This window comes from Cupriavidus sp. GW823-FHT07B10 (assembly GCF_058794355.1).
Map to the genome: position 1 here is coordinate 140,375 of NZ_JBXAGS010000003.1, position 21,050 is coordinate 161,424.

The 21,050-nt window shown below is 60.9% G+C and carries 15 protein-coding genes and 1 pseudogene; 3 read left to right on the forward strand and 13 right to left on the reverse strand.

The genetic code is table 11. The annotated features are described in order from the left end of the window. Window positions 1–25: 25 nt before the first annotated feature. A pseudogene (locus AC1Q6V_RS08435) lies at window positions 26–768 on the reverse strand (SDR family oxidoreductase). A gap of 100 nt (window positions 769–868) precedes the next feature. Between AC1Q6V_RS08435 and AC1Q6V_RS08440 the strand changes: the two are divergent. Further along, window positions 869–1,765, forward strand: coding sequence for an AraC family transcriptional regulator (locus AC1Q6V_RS08440; RefSeq protein WP_454751365.1), 897 nt, complete (start codon window positions 869–871; stop codon window positions 1,763–1,765). 469 nt (window positions 1,766–2,234) lie between these two features. Here AC1Q6V_RS08440 and AC1Q6V_RS08445 read toward each other — a convergent pair whose 3' ends face one another. From AC1Q6V_RS08445 to AC1Q6V_RS08455, 3 genes are all read right to left on the reverse strand, one after another. After that, entirely contained in the window at window positions 2,235–3,356 is a 1,122-nt protein-coding gene (locus tag AC1Q6V_RS08445; protein ID WP_454751366.1) for a reverse transcriptase family protein, read from the reverse strand. A gap of 212 nt (window positions 3,357–3,568) precedes the next feature. Next, on the reverse strand, window positions 3,569–4,867 hold the full coding sequence (locus AC1Q6V_RS08450; protein WP_454751367.1) for a phosphoribosyltransferase-like protein: 1,299 nt from the start codon (window positions 4,865–4,867) through the stop codon (window positions 3,569–3,571). Window positions 4,868–5,122: 255 nt separating this feature from the next. Continuing rightward, window positions 5,123–9,664, reverse strand: a complete 4,542-nt coding sequence (locus AC1Q6V_RS08455; protein ID WP_454751368.1) for an NACHT domain-containing protein — start codon at window positions 9,662–9,664, stop codon at window positions 5,123–5,125. A 785-nt stretch (window positions 9,665–10,449) separates the two neighbouring features. Between AC1Q6V_RS08455 and AC1Q6V_RS08460 the strand changes: the two genes are divergently transcribed. After that, window positions 10,450–11,019: an SLATT domain-containing protein gene (locus tag AC1Q6V_RS08460; protein WP_454751369.1), complete on the forward strand. Its 570-nt coding sequence runs from the start codon at window positions 10,450–10,452 to the stop codon at window positions 11,017–11,019. Next, complete coding sequence (locus tag AC1Q6V_RS08465) at window positions 11,016–12,383, forward strand: reverse transcriptase domain-containing protein (protein ID WP_454751370.1); 1,368 nt, start codon at window positions 11,016–11,018, stop codon at window positions 12,381–12,383. Before AC1Q6V_RS08460 ends, AC1Q6V_RS08465 begins: the two co-directional genes overlap by 4 nt. Window positions 12,384–12,941: 558 nt before the next feature. Here AC1Q6V_RS08465 and AC1Q6V_RS08470 read toward each other — a convergent pair. The 9 genes from AC1Q6V_RS08470 to cheA all read right to left on the reverse strand — a co-directional run bounded on the left by AC1Q6V_RS08470 (window position 12,942) and on the right by cheA (window position 21,043). Then, window positions 12,942–13,307 (reverse strand): hypothetical protein, encoded by a 366-nt coding sequence (locus AC1Q6V_RS08470; protein WP_454751371.1) that lies wholly within the window; start codon window positions 13,305–13,307, stop codon window positions 12,942–12,944. A 570-nt stretch (window positions 13,308–13,877) separates the two neighbouring features. Beyond that, window positions 13,878–14,168, reverse strand: coding sequence for a hypothetical protein (locus AC1Q6V_RS08475; RefSeq protein WP_454751372.1), 291 nt, complete (start codon window positions 14,166–14,168; stop codon window positions 13,878–13,880). Between the two features lie 542 nt (window positions 14,169–14,710). Beyond that, window positions 14,711–15,346, reverse strand: coding sequence for a protein phosphatase CheZ (cheZ, locus tag AC1Q6V_RS08480; RefSeq protein ID WP_010812703.1), 636 nt, complete (start codon window positions 15,344–15,346; stop codon window positions 14,711–14,713). 18 nt (window positions 15,347–15,364) lie between these two features. Continuing rightward, window positions 15,365–15,751, reverse strand: a complete 387-nt coding sequence (gene cheY / locus AC1Q6V_RS08485) for a chemotaxis response regulator CheY (RefSeq protein ID WP_018004712.1) — start codon at window positions 15,749–15,751, stop codon at window positions 15,365–15,367. 70 nt (window positions 15,752–15,821) lie between these two features. Continuing rightward, window positions 15,822–16,904: a protein-glutamate methylesterase/protein-glutamine glutaminase gene (locus tag AC1Q6V_RS08490; protein ID WP_454751373.1), complete on the reverse strand. Its 1,083-nt coding sequence runs from the start codon at window positions 16,902–16,904 to the stop codon at window positions 15,822–15,824. Between the two features lie 23 nt (window positions 16,905–16,927). Next, a complete protein-coding gene (cheD, locus tag AC1Q6V_RS08495; RefSeq protein ID WP_454751374.1) occupies window positions 16,928–17,578 on the reverse strand; it encodes a chemoreceptor glutamine deamidase CheD in 651 nt (216 codons plus the stop codon). Then, window positions 17,578–18,489 carry a CheR family methyltransferase gene (locus AC1Q6V_RS08500; RefSeq protein WP_454751375.1) on the reverse strand — a complete coding sequence of 304 codons (912 nt, stop codon included), beginning with the start codon at window positions 18,487–18,489 and terminating at the stop codon, window positions 17,578–17,580. Before AC1Q6V_RS08500 ends, cheD begins: the two co-directional genes overlap by 1 nt. Window positions 18,490–18,519: 30 nt before the next feature. Continuing rightward, window positions 18,520–19,014: a chemotaxis protein CheW gene (locus tag AC1Q6V_RS08505; protein WP_010812708.1), complete on the reverse strand. Its 495-nt coding sequence runs from the start codon at window positions 19,012–19,014 to the stop codon at window positions 18,520–18,522. 28 nt (window positions 19,015–19,042) lie between these two features. Beyond that, a complete protein-coding gene (gene cheA / locus AC1Q6V_RS08510) occupies window positions 19,043–21,043 on the reverse strand; it encodes a chemotaxis protein CheA (protein ID WP_011616432.1) in 2,001 nt (666 codons plus the stop codon). Between the last annotated feature and the right edge of the window lie 7 nt (window positions 21,044–21,050).

Consider the following 21,050-nt stretch of genomic DNA (forward strand, 5'->3'; position numbering starts at 1 on the left):
GGGCGAGTCGCGGCGACGCTTGCCGTCAGCCAGCGCGCGCCAGTGCAACGGCGTCGGCACCCGCCGGAAAATGCAGCCGGTCAGAGGTGTCGTTGGCGGCGTCCCAGACGCCTTCGGCGACATCCGTCGCAGTCGTCACTGCGCAGAGCTGTCTGAATCCCGCGAACACTTCATGGGCGACGGGCTCGTAAGGCTCCGTGATCAGGCCCTGCATGCGCTGCTGGCCATTGGCGGTGAAGTTCGTGGAAGGTCCGTAGCCGGGCTCGACCAGCTTGACCCGCACGCCCAGCACCTTGAGTTCATGCTCCAGCGATGCCGTGAAGCCTTCGATGGCGGTCTTGCTGGCCGTGTAGAGGCCACCAACGGGAACGGGGCCAGCGTCGCGCTGGACGTGACATTGACGATCGTGCCGGCTCGGCGTTCGCGGAATTGTGGGATCACCGCCTGGCACATCGCCATAACGCCGAACGTGTTGGTCTCGAAGATCTCCCGCACCGTGGACATGGGGGTGGCTTCAAATGCACCGAACAGGCCGATGCCGGCATTGTTCACCAGTACATCGATGGGGCCAGCGGCCTCCAAGGCCCGGTCGATGCTCTCGGTCTGCGTGACATCCAGCGGCAAGACGCGCAGGTTGTCCGAGGCTGGAAGCAGGTCCGACCGGGGGGTCCGCATGGTAGCGATGACCTTCCAGCCGTTTGCGAGGAAGTGACGGGCGGTTTCCAGGCCATAGCCGGACGAAGAGCCAGTGATCAGTACAGTCTTCATTTCGTGCTCCGAGGTGGGTGATTGACTCAGAGGGAACGATAGGTAACGCTAGGCGGATCGTCGATATCAAATAATCCGCTTTCTTTTAGCGAACGTCCAAATGAGTGACCCTCTCTCCGAAATCGTCCGACTGCTGCATCCGCAGGCCGTGTTCGCCAACCCAATCATCGGCAAGGGCAATTGGGCGGTGCGCTACTCCGAGTTCGGCAAGCCCAGCTTCTGCATCATGCTGGAAGGAAGCTGTCGGCTGGCCGTGGATGGACACGAGCCGACGACGCTCAGCGCCGGAGATTTCGTGCTGCTCCCCACCACGCCGGGCTTTACGATATCCAGTTTCGCCCCAGCGCCCCCGGTTTACATGGACCCCAACCAAGTGCGGGAGGGGCGGGGCGAATTGCGGTATGGCGAGCAGACAGGCCAACCCGATATGCGCTCATTGGGTGGTTCGTTCTTGTTCGACTGCGCCGATCCGGGTCTGCTGGTGTCGATGCTGCCGAAAGTGGTGCACGTGCAAGGTTCGACGCGGCTGTCGCAGCTAGTGCGGATGGTGGGCGAAGAGTCCGCGGATGAAAAACCAGGCAATGAGTTCATGCGCTCCCGGCTGGTCGAAATGCTGCTCGTCGAGGCCATGCGTTCAACCACGTCGGGCAGCGCCCCACCAGGCCTGCTCCGTGGATTGGGCGATGAGCGATTGGCGGCCGCGTTGAAGCAGATGCATGCGCATATTGACCGGAGCTGGTCGGTTGCCCAACTTGCCAAGATCGCTGCATTATCGCGATCCAGCTTCTTTGAGCGATTCACGCGGACAGTCGGGGTCGCGCCGATGGAGTACCTGCTCTCGTGGCGTATGGAAATCGCGAAGGAACTCCTGCGTCGAGATGAATTGTCCGTTTCGGAGATAGCCGAACGCATCGGCTACGGCTCGACCAGTGCGTTCAGCGTGGCATTCACCAGGCATGTCGGGCAGCCACCCAGCCACTACGCGCGCGCAGTGTAAGAACGCCTGCCGATCAAGGAATGGAAGGGCCGCGCATTTGTCCTATCTCCCATGTCGCCCGCCACCATGCACCAACTGCTGTCCCAGCCGAGCGCGCCCAACGGCTGTACGCGCGTATCGTCAATCCAGGTTACCAACTCGAAGATCGCTCACACCGGCTTCAACGTCAGGCCGATTTCCGCTTAGACGAAACCGCAGATCTCGAGCGGTTACGGACGGAAGCTCTAAAATTGCAGTCGTCGCATACCGGTCAAAAGCGGCCCTTCAGGTCTCCAGGGGTAACGATCATCCCAGGCTAGTCTGCGTTGGTCGTGGGCGGCGACTAGCCGGCCGGCCCGCATTGACACCGACCATTCAGTGATTGCCGAAGGCGTGGTATCGATGTCTGCTACTCCAATCCTGGCGTGGCCGATCCACACCGCAAGGTCATGGTAGCGTTTCACCGTTCGGGGACGACTCTATGCGCCCGCTAGGTCGGCCAAGTCACCGAATCAAGCTCTTTGCGAATACTCGCGCCATACTGAGGCTCGATTTGTGTGGCAAACGCGGCCAAACCGTACAAGACATTGCGAAGGCTCGCGACCGCAGTAAAGCCTCGCCTGGCAGCATGGTGGGCGGGGCCAACGCCGTCCTTCTTTATGTAATAGAGATGCATACGAATCTTCTCCCTGAACTCGCGGGGTAGTCGAGGGCTCGGTTCATCGACCAAAAGGCCTAGGACGACCTTTCGAGCCCGAGGCGGGACTATTTGGGTCTTGGCAACATTGGGAGAAAAGCCATATTTGCCCAAAATGCTGTAAACGCTGCGGACAACGCTGGACGCAAGCTCACGGGTGAAACCCGGATCCGTTGTCGAGAATATCAGGTCATCGGCGTACCGCGTGTACGTCAGCCGAAACGACATTGCGAGGGCATGCAACACTTCGTCCGCAGCATGCATTGCAATGTTTGCAAGCATGGGGCTCGTAGGGGCGCCTTGAGGTAAATGCCCAATTCTGCCCAGGCTATGGTCATAAGCAGCAATCTCGTAGCATCGCCAAGGGTCACGCAGCCATTGCGGATGTGAACGTCGCAGCGTGCTGTTCCCTAAGCGAGTACACAGCCGAGCGAACTCGAACGCCACGAGTGCTTGGTATCCCAGTGCCCTGAAAACGCGGTAGGCGGCAATCTCAGAGACCGACTCAAAGAAGTTTTGGACGTCAACCTTGATAAGCCACTTGGCGCCACAGTGCGGTTCGGCTGCGTGTAGTAGGGTGCAGCCCGGTGCGAACGCCTTGCTGGCACTGTGAATCGATGAAGCTGCGTGGTTCAGAACGTTGGTCGCTAGCCATCGCTGAACCGTCAGTAGCTGCGGATCGGGCGCGCAAATCGTCCGATACCTCTCCTGGCCATCTGGGCTGGGTCGCTTGTGAATGCGAAAGACGCGGTAGGGATTCTGGATAGACCGGCCAACGATCGCACGCAAAAGGCCATAGTCGCAATCGGTAAGATAAGCCAAATGTCGCAAGGTGAAAACCGGCTGAAGCCGCGCATTCATGCGCACGATTGCCTTACCAGTCTGGACAGCGGCATCAAGGATGTCGCGAGACACGCCTTTGCCAGACCCGATGGTTCGATAGTGTCGAGGACGCCAATTTTCCATCTACTTTGACCCCCGAGGGGGTGAGATCACCCGTCGCTAGCCGAAGTCCTCGCCACGTGCTGGTGACGGGTGACCTTAGCCGCAAGCGGACGCTATTCCATAGAACTGCAGTAGTCTGAGTCCGGTACCGAAGTATGGTTCCGTGGCACGAAGCCACGGCGTCAACTAGATGGAATAATCGGCGCCCTCAACGAGGTTGGATAATAAGGGGGCTTTTCAACTTCTGCATCGGTGCTGACACGCTGTCGCATTTGTGCAACTGTGCGGCGCAGGTGTCGCAGCTCGCCCAAGCCTGCATCCGTGAGCACGCGGCGCGGACTGACCCAATCGAAACTCTCTAGCTCCAGACATACTTGCTCTACCTCGAACGTGGATAAACCCGTTTTGATGGCAAGAATGACATTGCCTCGCTGTCCGCGAGAGAGCGCAGCCAGTACGAGGTAGCGCTTCTTAACTTCGATAGACGCGTCCCGCGCCGCTGGAGACTTTGCCAGGACCTTGTTCCCCAGCGCATCCAGGCGAGCCGAGATGGTTTCCGGACGAAGGCTCCGGCCGAATCCGGTGGGCGGCAATCCGGCGGTCACCCGCGCAGGGAATAGCGGAATCCATCCGTTGGCCCGCCTCGACGTCTTGTGGAAGATGCGAGGGGCGTTGTTTGGCGCCCCATGAGCGAAGGCGATCAGTGCGCCTACCCCGCCGTATCCCAGAAATCCATTGTCATTGAAAGTTCCTGCTTTTGGGCGGACTGGGTCATACCGTTCACAGAGACTCACATACGCGTCGACTGCGGAGCGGCTGAATGCGCTGAAGATAGTCGGGCACGGCTGCACGCACGATGTAAGCGGCTTGCAAGGATGGTGATCAATGCGGGATTGGCCCGATTGTGTCATCGCGTAGGCGATCACACCGAAGCGTAGGAACCCGCCTGACTTCCAGCTTCGAACCGAACGAACTTTCCAGGCTGCGGAGAGATAGTTGTAAGTGCGCTTGCCCGATCCCACGAAGTCGGTAAGTACCCAAAATGCGCGCGCGCGGGTCCTCCGAATCAAATCGGGCCCGGGATGGTTGAGGAATCGCTTCGGAAACCGTCGGCAAAGGTCGGTAATGAGCTGAGCCACGAGGCCTTCGCTGCCGACTTCTGGCTGGTATGCCTTGGTGGCCTTGACCGGCTGCGGGCCTACGCCATAGGCGCGCTTGGCCTTGCCTGTTGATTCCTTGAACAGGCGATGGGGAACTCCTAGACGATGCCCCAGCTCACGCTCTGCGTACAGCGCGATTGGGCCATTGACAGACTCGGCCTGATGCAGCACCTGATCCATTAGCCCCGACGCGAATTCGTCACGGGAGACGAAGCTAAAGACCCCAAGCAAATCGGCAGCAAGTTTCTGGTCGCGCAGGGCGAACTGCTGTAGCCATGCCTTCGCGGCCTGCGAATCTAACACCGACATCTCAGTTGGCATTCGTTCCTCGACTGTTCGCCCTAGCGGAAATCGGCTTGGATAGTACATGAGAAACTTGCGATTCAGGCAGGCTCGATTTGCCGACCGACTGCGAACGTTTCACCGTCGTCTTGCGACGGCGACGAGAGCCTTCCTCTCCGCAGGCTGAAACCGTCCGTTTCCTCGTCGCGCGGGACGACGCGAGTTGCCAAATCAAGGAACCCATCGCAACTTGTCGCCTGACTGACAACGCATCGGCGAGTGCAAGCCGGAAGCCTACTTCCCTCCTCGTTTGCGAAGGCCAGTGCGCGATCCCTTGGAGACTTCCTGCGCTGATCCGTCGCGTGTCCACGTCCTGCTGAAAACGCGGCTGCCTTCCATCCAAGCAACGCCTTCGGCACGCCGCCAGGTTGCGGCGGCGTTGCTCCCACCTGGCCAGGCATTGCGCTCCGCCACCAGGAGCCAGACGCAGCTCAGACCAGCTTCATGTCGCAGACCTTCCAGCGCGCTCTCGCTGAGGAGCACTACATTGTCCTCTTCCGTAGCCTTGCGAGTGAAGACACCCTGCCCTGCAGCATCGAGGAGCATGTCGCCCGCGCTCGGCAAGACGGTCAGCTTCAACTTGCTCGCAAGCCAAGGGGCCGGCAAATATGTCCGAGCGCCCTCCTTGAGGCTGAGGTCGAGGTGCGACTCCCACACGTATTGGCAAAGCGGGTAAGCCAGGCGGATAGCTGGTGGCACCCGGGCACCTCTGCCTGACCACTGCTCCATCGGAGCAGTCGGCCTCCAGAATATCTCGCCGAGGTACGGGCCATCCGTCAGTTGAGGGACCTCCCAGTCGCTGACGTTGATGCCCTTGTCGTCCTTGAGGACAGCAATGAACTGCTCGAGGCGCGAAGTCTCGACGAACACACTAAAGATGCGCCGGAATTCCTGTTGACGCATGCCATGTCCCACCGATTTCTCGAGGTACCGCTCAGTCTTGTGCACGTGGTCGTAGAGAACGACCCATCGTTGTCCGCCTGCGTCAATGCGCACAACCTTCTTGTGAAACTCTTTGCCGGGATCCTCTCGCCCAGGCCACGCGCGCAGGTCGTCCTCAGCGACCTCCTCCAGGAGGATGGGCTCGCCGAACATCCAGGCATCGTCTTCCCGGGCAGTTGGCGCAGGATCGTGAGAAAGCACTGTCGGGTCTACATCCCTGACGAAGCCGATATCCGTTGGAAAATCGTATGCACGCAGAGTGCGGTCTTCCTGCCATCCTGACTCTAGACACAGCTTGGATGCCAAGCCACACAGCAGTTCGCTCAAGGCGAGCCACTGATACTTCTTGCCCAGCCTCTCAACGATAGGCCGCTCGCTGCTGGGGACAGACTGAGGTCCATCTACATCAACGGCGGGTCCACCCAGTTCGATGGCTCGCATCGCAACCCAAGTCTGACAACGTTCGACGTCAACACGTTCGGCCGGTTCGGAGTGGCTGTCGGTCAGCCAAGGCACCGCGTCCTCTTGGAAGCTTCGCAACTCTTCTGGCGATAGAAGGGCGAGAAAGCGCTCGCGCAGGAGTGCGTCTCGAGCCACCTCGCTTTCCGACGGCGTCTTCCGCTTCAAGATAAACACGCCATCTCGCGTCAACATCTGTGGCATGTGCATCAGGCGTATACGTTCCTCAAGCTCATGGAAGGCTTCGACCCTATCCATCATGTCGCCAAGGACAACGGACCTGAAATTCCTGATTGCTGACTCCTTGGTCTTGATGGGCAAGGTATCCAAGGTAATCGTGGTGATCTCGCTCACCGTGGGCTTTATCTCGTAGTCTCCGAAGTCGCCAAGATACAAGCACGACGAGACGATGCGTTGCGCCCCTTCGCTCAGCTTCCTTTCGGCTGCAGCAGTCAGCTTTCGAACCTTCTTCAGGTCTAGACCAGTCTCGGCATACGGTGGCTTGCAACGAGCCGCATCTAAGTCCCCGAGTTCGGCACCGACATGTGTGGCCAGCTCGACAATTGCGCGAGCGTAGTCCCGTAGCAGCAGGTCCTTTCGCGGCGTGGACGAGAAGACTGATTGCCAGGCCGCCCGTGCATACAGTTGAAGCCTTTCACGAGTCGGGTCGTGGCTGCACGCGCCATAGGCGGCTGCCCACAGCCGCTCGAGCACATAGTTGTCATCAACGCCCTTCAGCTTGTCGACAAGATATAGCAGCAGGTCTGGCTGAGCAAGCATCAGGTACGACAGTGCCTTCGTCGCCATGTCCCGAACCGGGCGGTTGGTACACGTCAGGCACCAGGCGAGCGCCAAAGCGGCGAGCTCTCGCGTTCGGTTGATTGCCGTCCTAGCCTCTGGGCTTGTGCACCATTGGAACAGCACGTTCAGCGCGTGACTTCCTTCGTCGCGGGAAATTTCATTGAGTGCGAGTGTCCACCGGAGGTCTCGCTCTGGCATCGGCGTCATGCTCAGGCGAGCATGCATGCCCTCCGCATTCCAAGGATGATCAGCAACTGTCGCTAGCTCGAAGAGCAGCGATACAGTCCGCCCTCCATACCCACACGCGATCCACTCCTCTAACAGTTCAGTAGTTCGTCCGCTGAATGCGCCAGGGGCCCGCAAGCGGAGGCTGTCTTCGAAGGCTGGCTTCATCACCTTGAAGCGTCGCCACCGCGCAAGTCCGCCGGGCATGACGTCGATCATCTCCAGCCCGTACCGCTCGGGTATCTGAATGGAGAGCGCACCGATGATACCTGGGCCGCCCGCCACCGCCCACTGTTCGTGGTCGGTCAGAAAGTGCAATTGGCCACCTGCGCCGAACGCGCCGATGACGTCAGTGACTTCCTCGAGCAAGGCTTCCGCCATCAACTGGTCCTGGAACCGCTGAAATGAAAATCTGACGACATCGATGCCTTTCGGCAGTGGGTCCTCGGCCCCTACAACGAGTTCCGGGTCCGGGTCGAAGCGAAACAGGCCACTTCGGTGGATTGCCTCCAACCAGGTCTGGTTTTCAGGTGGCACGAAGGACGCGAAGGTCGAGCGCGCGATAGCGTCGGCAGCGTCTCTCGGGAGGTAGTCGCGCCGGTTGGTGGCCATAGCCCGCGCGATCAACGAAAGCGCTGTACGCGTCGGCACCACGAGATCGTTGCTGCCGTCGTAGGCGGGTGCAAGATGTCGAGCGACACTCCCGAGGTACAGCTCCAGAATCGTCTTGATGCCCACAAGTCCACGCGGAAACTCATGCTTGCCTTCGCGTTGCAGAGCAACGCACACGCTGCGCAAGAACAGCGGATTTCGAAACTCCTCGGCCAGCCATGGTGAGCTAGGCCGAGCAATTCCCTTGCGATCCATGTAGACCCGGGCAGCTTCCTGTTGCTCCTCGCGCGCATCGAAGCCACGAACTTCAAACTGTGGAACTCGATCTTCGACCGTCTTCGGCACCACATACGGCAGGTACTCCGATCTGCAACTGAGCACGCACACGATGTTCTCGAACGGCCTGAACGTCTCCAGAAAACTCGCGACTTCGCTTCGCCAGAGATTTGCGCCTGCCCCTTCGTTCAGCGCATCGATCAAGAAGAGCGCGCGTTTGCTCGCCGCTTCGGCAGCCGAGTCCAGCGCCTGGAGGAACGTCTCCGGCGAACCCTCGACGCCAAGTCGGCTGAGGATCTGCGGCCAGATTGGTCCTGCACGCAGGTATTGACCCAGCACCAGAACTGCCGGTCGCCCTTCAGCCACCGCTCGCTCTGCCTGGCCGGCAAGTAGGTGAGACTTGCCGGAGCCCCCGCGACCAACCAGCAGAACCGCCCGTTCGTGCTCCGCTCGAAAAGCACTGCTCGACCAAGCCTTGCCGAGCGCCTCAACTTGTTCGACTAGCTGACCGAGGCCAATGAGGGTGTCTCGCACCTCCTTGTCAACGGGTCTAGCTGCGTTTCGAGTTTCATCCCGGATGGAGGTTGCCAGCAAGGACACACTGCCCTGGGCAAGGTTCGCCAGTGATACCCACCTGTTTGCCTCCCACGGCCCCCAAGGGGAGACATTGAGTGCGGCTTCGACCGCCAAGACATTTGCAATAGCGGCGCGAGCACACTCCACTTCTTCGGTGTGTGGTCCGGGATCGCCGGGCACCTTGCCAAGATGGCGGTGCGTAGCGTCTCTGATGCGGCCCAAATGCTCTCGAAAGCGCTCCAGGACTTTGTCACTGCGGACGAGCACATCGAACAGGTGCTCGACGCCAACAGGTACGTGATCTTCGGCATGGTAACGCTCGTCCAGGTCTGCGACAGCACGCTTTATTCGCTCGGCAAGCCACTTAGGCTCGAGAGACAGTTCGCCGAACCATCGCGCCAGCATGCCCGCCATCGGGGGCAATCCGAGCATGCCCCGAAGGTCGGTCGCGGTCCAAAGTTCAAAGGCTACGTCGTGGCCGAGCAAGCTCTTCGCTTGCGCCTCCCAGGCCTTCTTGTGCTCTGCCCACTTTTCCCAGCCGGTCTTGCCCTTGCGTACGGTCCTGTCGGTAAGGTCACAAGCTAGTGATATGACGTACCTGCCGAGCCTGGGATGTAGCTTCAGGGCGGTCTGGACTGACTCGTTAATCGCGTCCCAGCGGACTTCACCGGACCGAATGTAGTACTTCGCTTGGTAGCCGACCTCGCTACCGTCGGCCAGCACCCAGTAACCTTCGACACCGCCGTCCCCTCCGGCACCGTGGATGCGTCTGAACTCGACCGCCTTCTCGGGTCGGCGGCGACGGGCAAGCTGGCACGTCAGTTCCTCGAATGCGTCATCCTGACCGCGTACTGTGGGAAGAATGTCCTCGAATCGAACAGGCATATGTCTCGTTTGTCGTTTGACCTTTTGCGGCCTTTGATAAGTCTAACCGGTGAAAAACTCGAAGCTGCTGCTCCTAGAAGGCTTCCCGTTAATGAAGGACTGCCTTCAGCCCGCGCGATCACTAGTCGATAAGCCTGCAGTGCGCCGGGAAGCGACGCTCGCGTTCCACTATGGCCCAACCAAGAACATCGGCAAGCGTCTTGCCAAGCTACGAGGAGTCTGCGGCTGCAAAGCGGCCTCTCACCTCCACAACCTCGCTCAGGCAGAGGTCTCCTTGTTTCTCACCCCCCAACGTAGGGCTTCATCGGATCGATTTCATGCCGACAAGAGAGATTGGCGGTCACCACATCGACCGCCTTTCGTCGGGATGCAACCGCGAGTCATTTGCCGGTGTGGTACGTCCGGCCATGGTCTGCTCCCGGCCATTTCCAGCCATACCGCTTGCGCTACATGATGATGCAGGTGGGCCCACACCGGACATTCGACCCAAACCAATGTCGCACCGTGGGGCCGCCCGGCCAGGGGCATGCAAGGTGAATAAGGCTAGCTTCATCCAGACTGCTCGCATTGAAGGTTTGCGTCCCCCCGACAGCGTGATATGGCTTACGGTAGAATCTGCAACCGGGGGGCGGGTTTTTCCTCGTAGTTGCGCTACGGGCGGCTCTAATAAGTAACGGTGATAGTTGCCGTTGCCACAGCGATGTGGCTGACCCTTTTGAGGGTGTTTTTCGTTTCTGTACCTCTCGCTCCCCACCAACAATAATTTTCGATGCGAGTCCGGGGATATGACGCTCGACAACATCTGGTTCACTTACAAGGCACGGATTCGAGCTCAGGTTCGGCTGGCAAAGAATGATTTCCACAGCCAAGCGCTTTTGGTCTGGTATGCGTTCTGCGGCGCAGTGCTGGCGGTCGTCGCGATTCGTTTCCCCCAGATTTTGGGCTCGCAAACGGACATCTTGGCCGCCGTATTGTCCATCGCTCTCTTGGTCGTTTCCCTCATGGTGACGGGCCGCGACTTCAGAGGGCGGTCGATGGAAATGCAACGAAATTATCTTGCGCTCCAGTCACTCTATCGACGGGCGCAGCAAGATCCCCCGCCCCTCAGTCCGCAAGAAATTGAGAAGGAGTATGGCGCGTTGCTCGATCAAGTCGAAAATCACACCACCCTCGACGACGTGTGCGCCCGCGTGCTTGACACGGGAAAACTGACGTCGCGCCACCCCTCCCTCGGTGACTCCGCACGCGCACGGGGATACATGGTGGTGCGAACGGTCACCTTACTCGGCTTGTACGCGCTGCCCATCGCCGTGACTCTCTACACGCTTACCCTTCCGACGATCGTGACAAAATGACGGCTGCCAGGCATTTCGCGGATGCATTTCGCCCGTCAAATTTGACTGCCGTCTTCGACAATAAGATTCGGGATTCTGGCGCCATTGGCATCGATAGAATCACGCCACATTTATTTCAGAAAAATCTGAAATCCGAGTTAAGCCTAATAAAAAGAAGAGCCATCTCTGGCACTTACAAATTCACGGCTTACAAACAGAAATTGATCTCAAAGGGAGCAGATAGTCCACCGCGGGCATTGTCCATTCCCACGGTACGTGATCGAATCACGCTGCGCGCACTGGCCGAGATGCTGGCAAAGGTTTTTCCTGACGCCGTCTCCGAAATTCCCCAAACCAAAATTGATCGTATCTCTGGAGCCCTACAATCCGGTGCCTACTCCGAATTCGTCAAGATTGATCTGCATAAATTTTACCCGAGCATCCCTCATGACAAACTGCGCGTAGCTCTACGCTCGCGAATCCGGAAGCCGGAAATCCTTGCGTTGATCGAAAAGGCGGTTGTAACGCCGACAGTTCCCGACAAAAAAGGCGGCAGGGGAGCGAAATCGAATAGCCGGGGCGTACCCCAAGGGCTGGCGATCTCAAACATTCTTGCAGAAATCCTTCTTCTGGGATTCGACAAACGGATGGCGGCAATGCCCGACGTCGTCTACGAACGCTATATCGACGACGTTTTGATTTTGTGCAAACCCGGCCAGGCCAGCATTCTCCTAAAGAAGATCTGCAACGATCTGGAAAGGATCGGACTGCAACCTCATCCACCCGGTGTCGACGGCTCCAAGACGCGATGCGGGGGCCTAACCGAAGAATTCGATTTTCTAGGATACCACTGCAAAAATCTGCGCCTGAGTATCCGCAAACAGAGCGTTCACAAGTTCGAGTCCTCATTGGCGGGGATCTGTACTGCTTATCGGCATAAGCTTGTCACTACAAAATCCGTGTCGGAAGCAAAGCGCGCACTAGATTTGTGCGAATGGCGGCTAAATCTTCGGATGACGGGTTGTATCTTCGAAAACAGGCGACTAGGCTGGGTATTCTATTTTTCCCAGATTACCGACACGTCGCAACTTCGCGCCGTCGACAATACTTTGCAGCAGCTCTTGAAGCGTTTCTCATTGACCTCAAAGATCAAAGTCAAGCGAGCTCTCAAGACATTCTATGAGAGCCAGAGGTCTATGAAGGAGCAGCATCGCTACATACCGAACTTCGACTCCATGCCGACCGCTGAAAAACGGCGCATTCTTGCCCTGCTCTCGAATCGGGACATTTCGATGCTCTCTGACGCGCGCGTTGATGAGCTTTTCAAAATGCACATCTCAGAAGCAGTACGCGAACTGGAAGAGGACCTCGCCGCCCTTTCCTGAGCTATCCGATGATCGCCAATCTTGCCGGGCCTCGGCGCGCGGCGCTTCTCACCACTACGACCCACAGTCCGATTTCCCGGATCCAATGCTGAATGGCGTCGCCTAGAAGGCACGGCTGTCGATCTGCTCTTTAGCGGGCGCCCCGCGTCGCGATCGAGGCGCAAGCCTTGGACCTGGTCAATCGCGTCGCGAATGGTCTTACCTTGAGGACGCGGTAACCAAACCTCTTCGAATCGGTGTTCCGTGGGCTGGGCCGTAGCCCAATGCTGCTGTCAAATGCGGATTACGGACGCAGCTAGGAGAACTAGCACCGTTATCATTTGGGCCAACGGCTTCAATGACTGTTGAGGATTAGTGAGCAGCCGTTACATCGACACCAATCCAACGTCGCAGAAGGGTCGGCGGCGCAATGGACCCGGACGGCGGCGGACCGAGGCCCGGGCGCACAACAGCCGATCATTGGCCCGCTTGTCGGGGCTGGGTCTCGGCTAGGAGCAGTCGGGCAGCAAACTCTCTTATCTGACCACTTCAGGCAAGGGGGGGACATGCCAACATGGACTATTCCTCACGCGGCGGGAGTGTGCAGTAAATCTGACTCCTGCTGTACACGAAAGCCTCTGAGAAGCCCGTGAGGAGGTGCTGCATTTCATGGAGTACCTCCCCGTAACTATTCTTCTTATCGACTCCGGGCGGTGGTGTCCCAAATGAAAATGTGCGAGCTCTGTCCTCATCGGTGTAAACCAACAGGGCTGTTCTTGGGGGATACTTGATCGCGCCTTTCTTTCTGAGGACCGTCCTAAGCAGCTCGACCTTCCGAAGGTGGTCCGCTTGGCTCTTGTCACCTTCAATGCAAATGGTTCCCTCGTTTGCCAGCCGCTTAAGGAGCTTTGCATCCTCCTCGTCCTGGAGGGTCGTCACCTCCAAATAGCGAATGCTCGATCGGTCCGAATCTTTGCGTTGATCCTCGACGGTTGCGTCAAAGTTTTGGTTTCCGAGATGCCAGCAGATTGAGACTTCGCTAGATGCACAAAAGTGCAGATTTGCGAAGTGAGCAATCGGGAATAGTTCGTTGTGAATTTTACGAGCAAGACCTGACCGTTCAGGGTAATTAGGAGCCGAAGGGGTTCCGTACGTCAGGCGATTAAATAGGGCCATGACCACTTGCGCATGTTGGTAGATCTGCGCTGCCGTCGTAGGTGTCTCTGCAAACTCCCGAACGGTGGTCTGATCAGCCTTCCACTCTCCTGTCAGAGGGCGATTGATTTGGATGACATGTTCTAGCATTGTTTGACCGTCGCCGTGCTGGCTTCCAGCACAGCGTTAGCAAGTTAAGGCGATCGCAGGAGTATCGCCTAAAGCTACATTTCGGTCACTCAGCCAACTCATGCGAAGGGCAGCAATGGGTCGTTCTGCGACCCTCAGTCCCAAGACAAAATGAGCATGCTCCCAAGATGGGGCAGCAGCCAATTACACGACTGCACACCCCGCCCAAGATCACTCAATCTGCAACGCCTGCCCCTCCACCACAGCCAACTCACTCAACACCTGCGTCTCATGCGCCAGCCAGGCCGCGAGGGAAAGCAAGCTCTCCCAGGTCGCCGGATCGAAATCCACCGGATCCAGACTCGAGGCCCCATGATCGCTAGCCATGAGCAGAAGCCCATGAAGCTGCGCCGCCCGTTGCACCGCAAGACTCAACGGATTCTCCCCCGGGCTGTGAGCGGTCACGAGCATGTCGACACCATTGTGTTCCGCAGTAATACCGTGATGACTATGGCTATACATGGCGCACCTCCGCATGCGAGGTCTGCGGGCGCTGATGCAGCGAGAAAGCGCGGAGGATAATCAAGCGCCCGGAATGGGCAAGGAAAGACTGATACATGGCACTACTCCCTCTCATACAGGTTGAGTCCCGCTACCCCGCTGCTAATCGGGGCGGGCGGGCGCAAGGCAGGGTTAGCAGACCGGTGAGAAGGAGCCGGCGAGCCCGAGGGCTCCCCCGCCATGGCCCGCCCATGGAAGAGGCGTGCGCAGATATGGCGGATGTAAGGATACCGCCAGAAGGCGGTCGGCTTCCCTCTCACTCAGGCTGCTAAACCCGGTCGCCACGACGCAGCGACGAACCCAGTATGAAGAGGGGCAGCAAGCGCGAGTATGGGCAAACTCTTAAAAAAGCGTTCATCGCCGGATTGCCGGGATGAAGCGGTCCGCAAGTGTTGATGCGGTTGACTTCGTGGATGCGCCGGCCCTCTCCCCCGCCCCTCTCCCGCAAGCGGGAGAGGGGAGAAAACACGTGGCATCGCGAAATGCCGCAGGCTATTCAAGCTTCAAAACCCCAAACTAGCCAACAAATCATCCACCTGCGCCTGGTCCGACACCACATCCGGCTTCCCTTCCGGATTCACCTGCGGCCCATTCATCAGCGTCGACGGCGCCTGCACTTCCACCCGCCTCTCCGACGGCACGTTGTCGATCAGCACCTGCAGCAACTCCTGCTCCAGCGTGCGGATCATGTCCATCATCTTCTTGATGACCTGGCCGGTCAGGTCCTGGAAGTCCTGCGCCATCATGATGTCGAGCAGGTGGCTGTTGGTGGCGCGGGCTTGCCCGGGCACCTCGGACAGGAAGGCGCGGGTGTCCAGTACCAGCGAGCGGGCGTCGGCCAGTTCCACCGGCTTTTCAAACCAGGCGGCCCAGCGCTTATCCAGCGTCTCGGCCTGCTGTTCGATGTCGGACTGGATCGGCTGCGCCAGTTCGACCGCGTTCAGCGTGCGCTCGGCGGCCTGCTCGGTCATGGCGGCGATGTAGTTCAGGCGGTCGCGCGCATCGGGGATGGCCTGCGCGGCGCGCTCGATTTCCTTGTCCAGGCCGAGCTCTCGCATGTTGTCGCGCAGCATGCGCGTCAGGTTGCCGATGCGCAGGATCAGTTGTTCGGCGGAATCGTTGCTCAGGGTCGGGGTCATGACAAACGCGCCTCCGCCTCAGCCGCCGAGTTTCTCGAAGATCTTGGTGATCTTCTCGTCCAGCGTGGCGGCCGTGAAGGGCTTGACCACGTAGCCGTTGGCGCCGGCCTGGGCCGCGGCGATGATGTTTTCCTTCTTGGCCTCGGCTGTGACCATCAGCACCGGGATCTTGCCGATGTTGGCGTCGGCCCGGATGGCCTGCAGCATCGACAGGCCGTCCATGTTGGGCATGTTCCAGTCCGAGATCACGAACTGGAAGCTGCCGTCCTTGGCTTTCTCCAGGCCGGCGGCGCCGTCCTCGGCTTCTTCGACGTTGACGAAACCCAGCTCCTTGAGCAGGTTACGGATGATCCGGCGCATGGTCGGGAAATCGTCCACGACCAGGATCTTGATGTTCTTGTCCACTTTGAGGGCTCCAGGTAAATGCAGTGATGACTTGTTGGTCCGGCTTTGTTGTTTGGGCTTGCCGGCTCGACTAGACGCGTTGCGCGCGCGTGCCGTACGTGGCCAGGCGTGCCATCACGCGCTGGGTCATCGCCGGCAAGGGCACGATTTCATGCACGCCGCCGGCGGCAATCGCCTCCTTCGGCATGCCAAATACGATGCAGGTTTGCTCGTCCTGCGCCAGGTTGTAGGCGCCGGCTTCGCGCATGCGCAGCATGCCGCGGGTGCCGTCCTTGCCCATGCCGGTCAGGATCACGCCGATCACGTTCTTGCCGCCATGCTGCGCGGCCGAATCGAACAGCACGTCCACCGACGGGCGATGGCGGTTGACCGGGGCCTCCTGCGACAGGTGCGCCACGTAGTTGGCGCCGCTGCGCGCCAGCAGCAGGTGCGAGTCGCCGGGCGCGATATAAGCGTGGCCAGGCAGCACGCGCTCGCCGTGCACGGCTTCCTTCACCGTGATGCGGCACAACCCGTCCAGCCGCTGCGCGAACGAACGCGTAAAGCCGGCCGGCATATGCTGCACGATCAGCACCGCGGGGCTGTCGGGCGGCAGCGGCATCAGGAATTCCTTGATGGCTTCGGTGCCGCCTGTGGAGGCGCCCAGGATGATCAGCTTCTCGGTCGACAGCAGCGGGCTGCGCAGCATCGGCACGGGCGCGGTGCCGGTGGCGGATGGTGCGGCCGGCTGCGCCGCCGCGCGCACGCGGGCGCGCGAGGCGGCGCGCAGCTTGTCGGCAATGGTGTCGGTGTATTCCAGCAGCCCGTCGCGGATGCCCAGCTTGGGCTTGGTGACAAAGTCCACGGCGCCCAGCTCCAGCGCGCGCATGGTGATCTCGGAACCGCGTTCGGTCAGCGACGACACCATCAGCACCGGCATCGGCCGCAGCCGCATCAGGCGCTCCAGGAAGTCCAGGCCGTCCATGCGCGGCATTTCGACGTCCAGCGTCAGCACATCCGGGTTCAGGCGCTTGATCAGGTCGCGCGCCACCAAGGGGTCGGGCGCGGTGCCCACCACTTCCATGTCGGGCTGGCTGTTGATGATCTCCGTCATCAGGCTGCGGATCAGCGCGGAATCGTCCACGCAGAGCACCTTGATCTTGGCGGCTGTCATGATTGATCGTGCTTGTATTGGTTTCAGGGAAGCTGGCGCGCAAAGGACTGCCGCGCAAACAGTTCAGGCGATTGCGCCGGCGCGCGGGCCGAGGTGGCGATGGCGCGGGCCAGTGCGCGCTCGTCGCGCGCCACTAAAACCTGGTCGTCCTGCCGCGTCAGGCGGCGCACCAGCGCCAGCCCGCCGACCGGGAAGTAGCTGACCCGGCGCGCATGCGGGCCGCGCAGGTCCTGCGCCGCAACGCGGATCTCCTCGGTCTTCAGGTAGCGCAGCACGAAATCCGCATTGCGGTCGCCGATATTCAGCGTGGTCATATTGGCCAGCACCGCGCCGCCGCCGAAGACCTTGGCCTCCAGCCGCTCGCGGCGCGCGCCCATCTTGAGCAGTTCGTTGATCAGCACTTCCAGCGCATAGCTGCCGTAGCGCATCGACGCCGACAGCATGCGGTCGGCGCTGCCGTCGTCATCGGGCAGCATGAAGTGGTTCATGCCGCCCACGCCGGCGCTCTCGTCGCGGATGCAGGCCGCCACGCACGAGCCCAGCACGGTGGTCAGCACCACGTCCTCGCGGGTCACGTAGTACTCGTTGGGCAACAGCTTGATGGCCTGCTTGCCGAACTCGCGGTCGAAATACGTGCGCGTGGCAAGCGCTTCGGGCAGATGGGGCGTGCGCATCACGGCCTTCCCGCCCTGGCCGCGTCCGGCGCCAGTTCATATACGGTCTGCCCGCGCAGCTGGAACGCGCGCGTGACATAGGAGAAGTTCTCCGAGTGGCCGGCAAAGAGCAGCCCGTGCGGCTTGAGCAGCGGCACGAAGCGCTCCAGGATGCGTCCCTGGGTCGGCTTGTCGAAGTAGATCATCACGTTGCGGCAGAAGATGGCATCGAACTGCTCGCGCATGCCCCAGTCGGGCGCGAGCAGGTTCAGCGGCTCGAACGCGATGGTGGCGGCCAGTTCCGGCTTGACCTTGACCGAACCGGTGCGCGGCCCGGTGCCCTTCAGGAAGAAGCGCTTGAGGCGTTCCGGCGACAGCCGCGCGACCTGCTCCGCGGAATAGACGCCGCTGCGGGCCTTGGCCAGCACCTGGGTGTCGATGTCAGTGGCCAGCACAGTGCCGGCGCGGTCGCCCAGTGCCTCCGCCAGCGTGATGGCGATCGAGTACGGCTCTTCGCCGGTGGACGCGGCCGAGCACCAGACGCTGTAGGGGCGGCCGGTCTTTTTGGCGTGCCCGGCCAGCAGCGGGAAGTGATGGGCCTCGCGGAAGAACGAGGTCAGGTTGGTGGTCAGCGCATTGGTGAAGAACTCCCACTCCGAAGAGCGGTCGTCAGCGTCCAGCAGCGCCAGGTACGAGGCGAAGTCCGACAGCTGCAGCGTGCGCAGCCGGCGCACCAGCCGGCTGTAGACCATCTCGCGCTTGTGGCTGCCCAGCGAGATGCCCGCGCGCCGGTGGATCAGTGCGCGGATTTTCTCGAAATCGCGTTCGGTCAGCAGGAAGTCGCGCGCGTCGTCGCGCCGCAGGATGGCGCCCGGCGCAAGGACCGACCCGGTCTGGCCGGGAACGCTGGCGGCGGTGCGGAACGGCGTCATGGGATTTGCTTCAGTGGTGCGTGCGCAGGGTCAGGCCAGCTCGGCCTCGACCAGCGCCATCTCGGCGCTGGTCATCAGGCGTTCGATGTCGATCAGCACCAGCATGCGGCCGTCGATGGTGCCCAGCCCGGTCAGGTGCTCGGTCGAGATCGACACGCCGAACTCCGGCGCAGGCTTGATCGCATCGCCGGTCAGCGTCAGCACATCGGACACGCCATCGACCACGATGCCGACCACGCGGCCGGCCACGTTCAGGATGATGACCACGGTCTGGTGGTCGTAGCGCACGTTGCCCAGGCGGAACTTCAGGCGCAGGTCGACGATCGGCACGATCACGCCGCGCAGGTTGGTCACGCCCTTGATGAAGTCCGGCGCGCTGGAGATGCGGGTCACGGTCTCGTAGCTGCGGATCTCCTGCACCTTGAGGATGTCGATGCCGTATTCCTCCGACCCCAGCGTGAAGACCAGGAACTCCTGGCCCGAAGCGTCGCTTCCGGGGGTATCGATGTGTCCGATGCCGGCCATGATGTCTAGTTCTCCTGTGTTTGGTCGGTTACTGCGCCAGCGCCGGTTCCTGCCGGCGCACGCCGGTGCGCTGCAGCGCGCCGACATCGACGATCAGCGCCACGCTGCCGTCGCCAAGGATGGTCGCCGCCGAGATGCACGGCACCTTGCGATAGTTGGTTTCCAGGTTCTTCAGCACCACCTGGTGCTGGCCGATCAGCTGGTCCACCAGCAGCGCAAAGCGCTTGCCTTCGGCCTGCAGGATCACGGCAATGCCATGCGTCGGCTCTTGCAGCGCGTCGGCGACGTTGAAGACGCGGTGCATTTCCAGCAGCGGCAGGTATTCGCCGCGCACGTGCATGACGCGATCGGAGTTGGCGGCGGTGTGGACATCCTCGGCCTTGGGCTGCAGCGACTCCATCACGCAGTTCAGCGGCAGGATGAAGGTCTCTTCGCCCACCTTGACCGACATGCCGTCCAGGATCGCCAGCGTCAGCGGCAGCACGATGCGGATGGTGGTGCCCAGGCCCGGGCGCGAGCTGATCTGGACGTGGCCGCCCATCTCCTGGATATTGCGCTTGACCACGTCCATGCCAACGCCGCGGCCCGACACGTCGGTGACGACCTCGGCAGTGGAGAAACCCGGCGCGAAGATCAGCTGCCAGACTTCCTCGTCGGTGATGTTCTCCGACACCGGCAGGCCGTTCTGGATGGCCTTGGCCAGGATGCGTTCGCGGTTCAGGCCGCCGCCGTCGTCGCTGACTTCAATGACGATATTGCCGCCATGGTGCTGCGCGGACAGGATCAGCTGGCCGGTCGCGTCCTTGCCGGCGGCCACGCGCTTGTCAGGGGTTTCGATGCCGTGGTCCAGGCTGTTGCGCACCAGGTGCGTGAGCGGATCGATGATGCGTTCGATCAGGCTCTTGTCCAGTTCGGTGGCCTTGCCGAAGGTGACCAGGTCGATCTGCTTGCCGAGCTTGCTGGCCAGGTCGCGCACCAGCCGCGGGAAGCGCGAGAACACATAGTCCATCGGCATCATGCGGATCGACATCACCGCTTCCTGCAGGTCGCGCGCATTGCGCTCGAGCTGGCCCATGCCGGAGAACAGGCGGTCGAACAGCACCGGGTCCAGCGCCGAGGCGGTCTGCGCCAGCATCGACTGCGTGATCACCAGCTCGCCCACCAGGTTGATGATCTGGTCGACCTTTTCGGTCGGCACGCGGATCGAGCCTTCGCCGTGCGCGGCGCTCGCCTGCGGCTTGGCCTTCTCGCGCGCGGCGGCGGGCGCTGCCGCTGCGGGGGCGGGGGCCGTGGCGACCGGGACGGGCGCCGGGACAGGGGCCTCGACCACCGCGGGAGCAGCAGCAGGGGCTTCGGCTTCGATCACGATCTGGTCCAGGTCGATCACGAAGCAGCACACCGCGATGATGTCGTCGGCGCTGCACTGGGTGTTGAGCCACACCACCAGTTCGCCATTCACCTCTTGTTGGCCGGTGATCTCGCCCAGGTTGGCCAGTTCCTCGCGCAGCAGCGCCTGGTCGGAGGCGGAAACCCGGATCAGGCGGATCTTGAGCCCGCCGCCCGCAGGAGCAGCAGCGGGGGGCGTTGCGGCAACAGGTACGGGCGCCGGGGCAGCTGCGCCGGCATGGCCGGCGGCTTCCTGCGCCAGCTGTTGCAGCACGGCGCAGATGCGCGCCAGCGTTTCCGGATCGGGTTCGGTGCCGTTGCGGTAGGCGTTGAGCTGGTCTTGCAACACGTCCTTGGTTTCCAGAAAGGTGTCGATGATGGTCCTGGTCAACGCCAGTTCCTGCCGGCGCGTGCGGTCCAGCAGGTTCTCGAAAATATGGGTGGTCTCGGTCAGCGCCGCGAAGCCGAAGGTGGCAGCCCCGCCCTTGATGGAATGCGCCGCCCGGAAGATCGCGTTCAGATGCTCGGGATCGGGCGACTCAATGTCCAGGCCGAGCAGCAGCTGCTCCATTTCGACGAGCAGTTCTTCCGCTTCCTCGAAGAAGGTCTGGTAAAACTGTGTGATATCGATATCGACAGACATGGCGTCC

Coding starts and splice junctions, on each gene's coding strand:
- AC1Q6V_RS08440 (WP_454751365.1), top strand. CDS start 869: ATGAGTGACCCTCTCTCCGAAATCGTCCGACTGCTGCATCCGCAGGCC.
- AC1Q6V_RS08450 (WP_454751367.1), bottom strand. CDS start 4,867: ATGCCAACTGAGATGTCGGTGTTAGATTCGCAGGCCGCGAAGGCATGG.
- AC1Q6V_RS08455 (WP_454751368.1), bottom strand. CDS start 9,664: ATGCCTGTTCGATTCGAGGACATTCTTCCCACAGTACGCGGTCAGGAT.
- AC1Q6V_RS08460 (WP_454751369.1), top strand. CDS start 10,450: ATGACGCTCGACAACATCTGGTTCACTTACAAGGCACGGATTCGAGCT.
- AC1Q6V_RS08465 (WP_454751370.1), top strand. CDS start 11,016: ATGACGGCTGCCAGGCATTTCGCGGATGCATTTCGCCCGTCAAATTTG.
- AC1Q6V_RS08475 (WP_454751372.1), bottom strand. CDS start 14,168: ATGTATAGCCATAGTCATCACGGTATTACTGCGGAACACAATGGTGTC.
- cheZ (WP_010812703.1), bottom strand. CDS start 15,346: ATGACCCCGACCCTGAGCAACGATTCCGCCGAACAACTGATCCTGCGC.
- AC1Q6V_RS08490 (WP_454751373.1), bottom strand. CDS start 16,904: ATGACAGCCGCCAAGATCAAGGTGCTCTGCGTGGACGATTCCGCGCTG.
- cheD (WP_454751374.1), bottom strand. CDS start 17,578: ATGCGCACGCCCCATCTGCCCGAAGCGCTTGCCACGCGCACGTATTTC.
- AC1Q6V_RS08500 (WP_454751375.1), bottom strand. CDS start 18,489: ATGACGCCGTTCCGCACCGCCGCCAGCGTTCCCGGCCAGACCGGGTCG.
- AC1Q6V_RS08505 (WP_010812708.1), bottom strand. CDS start 19,014: ATGGCCGGCATCGGACACATCGATACCCCCGGAAGCGACGCTTCGGGC.
- cheA (WP_011616432.1), bottom strand. CDS start 21,043: ATGTCTGTCGATATCGATATCACACAGTTTTACCAGACCTTCTTCGAG.